3 protein-coding genes are annotated in these 1,664 nt (G+C 64.1%); 2 read left to right on the forward strand and 1 reads right to left on the reverse strand.

Going from position 1 to position 1,664, the window contains the following annotated elements:
* Nucleotides 1-88, reverse strand: an 88-nt coding sequence (locus GAS53_RS53210; RefSeq protein WP_404829442.1) for an HTH domain-containing protein, incomplete at its 3' end; no start/stop codon positions are given.
* A gap of 119 nt (nt 89-207) precedes the next feature.
* On the opposite strand from GAS53_RS53210, the gene GAS53_RS53215 reads away from it, so the two are divergent.
* Together GAS53_RS53215 and GAS53_RS53220 are read left to right on the forward strand one after the other, a co-directional pair.
* Nucleotides 208-576, forward strand: a complete 369-nt coding sequence (locus GAS53_RS53215; protein WP_151485033.1) for a VOC family protein — start codon at nt 208-210, stop codon at nt 574-576.
* Between the two features lie 71 nt (nt 577-647).
* Entirely contained in the window at nt 648-1,595 is a 948-nt protein-coding gene (locus tag GAS53_RS53220; protein WP_151485034.1) for an IS481 family transposase, read from the forward strand.
* The last annotated feature ends 69 nt before the right edge of the window (nt 1,596-1,664 follow it).

Consider the following 1,664-nt stretch of genomic DNA (forward strand, 5'->3'; position numbering starts at 1 on the left):
GATCTCGGGTGATGGTTCGAAGGGACACCCCGAGCGCTGAGGCGAGTTCCTGTGTGGTCACGGCATCCCTCGATTTGAGGAGCAGCATCAGGGTGAAGAAGCGGTCTGGGGTCACACACCAATTTTTTCAGGAATTGCGACACGATGCGGCGCATATCCCGGTCAGGCTGGTGGATGCGTACCTACCACCTGTGAGAAGGAACAACCATGACCACATCCGTCGTGTCCATCGTCTACGTGAACGACGCTCCCGCCGCAGCTCGTTTCTACGGCGACCTCCTCGGCATGAGCCCCTCGTTCGAGACTCCGGGATACATCACCTTCGACCTCGGGCCAGGCGCTGACCTCGGTCTGTGGTCTGGCCAGTTCGAGGATCTGTCACCGGACGTCCCGCGCACCAGTGAGGTGTGCCTGGCCATTGACGGTGGACGACCCGACGAGCTCAACGCGACCTTCAAGCAGTGGCAGTCCCAGGGGGTCACGATCCTGCGCGAGCCTTATGATGCGGGGTTCGGGCTGACCTTCCTCGCAGCCGATCCTGACGGGAACCGTATCCGCGTCGCACCGCAGGACTGAAAGGCCGCAATGCGGCAGGCGCGCACGACAGGTGTCGCGCCTGCCGTCGTCCGACTTCGAGAGGACGACGAGTGCCCCGCGCGAATGCGCCCCTGAGCGTCGAGGGCCGCAGGCGGCTCGTGAAGCGGTGCCAGACACGTCCCATCGCCCACGTCGCCGCTGAGATGGGCATCTCTCGCGCATGCGCCGGCAAGTGGGTAAATCGCTGGCGGCTACACGGTGATGCGGGATTGCAAGACCGGCCGTCGAGTCCGCACCGGAGTCCGAACGCGACTCCAGCATGGGTCATCGAGCAGATCGAGTCCTGGCGCCGCGAGCACAAGTGGTCCGCGCAACGGATCACCGACGAACTTGTCAGTATCGGTTTTGTGATCAACCGGCGAACTGTCAGCCGACACCTGACCCGGCTCGGCCTCGGCGAACGCCGCTTCATCGACCCAGGCGGTGAGAACAACCGGAAGCCGGGGAAGATCATCGCCCGCTGGCCCGGACACATGGTGCACCTGGATGTGAAGAAGGTCGGCCGGATCCCTGATGGCGGCGGGTGGCGGATCCACGGCCGGGACAGCGATCAGGCCAAGGTCGCTAGTCGGGCGAAGTCGGCCGGGGCAAAGCGTGGCTACGTCTACCCGCACTCCGTCGTCGATGGTTTCTCACGGCTCGCCTACACAGAACCGCTGGGCGATGAGAAGGGCGCGACGGCTGCTGCTTTCCTCGCCCGGGCGAAGGTCTGGTTCGCCGCCCACGGCATCAACCACATCCACCGGGTCGTCACCGACAATGGCGCTTGCTACCGCTCCGGCGACTTCGCCCGCATCGTCGGGCAAGGCACCCGGCATCAGAGAACCAAACCATACACACCTCGGCACAACGGGAAGGTCGAGCGCTACCAGCGCATCATGGCCGAGGAAGTCCTCCACGCCCGCGAGTTCACCAGCGAGGACGCCCGGTCAGCCGCGATCACAGTGTGGAACATCCACTACAACTACCACCGGCCGCATAGTGTCCTGCGCCAGTAGTTGATCGTTAGTAGTTGCGTGACTTCTGCTGCTGGTGCGTCAGTTCCTCGTCGGGGCCCGAAGCTTGAA

The organism is Streptomyces albicerus (assembly GCF_008905045.1).
In the GTDB taxonomy this organism is placed as follows: domain Bacteria; phylum Actinomycetota; class Actinomycetes; order Streptomycetales; family Streptomycetaceae; genus Streptomyces; species Streptomyces albicerus.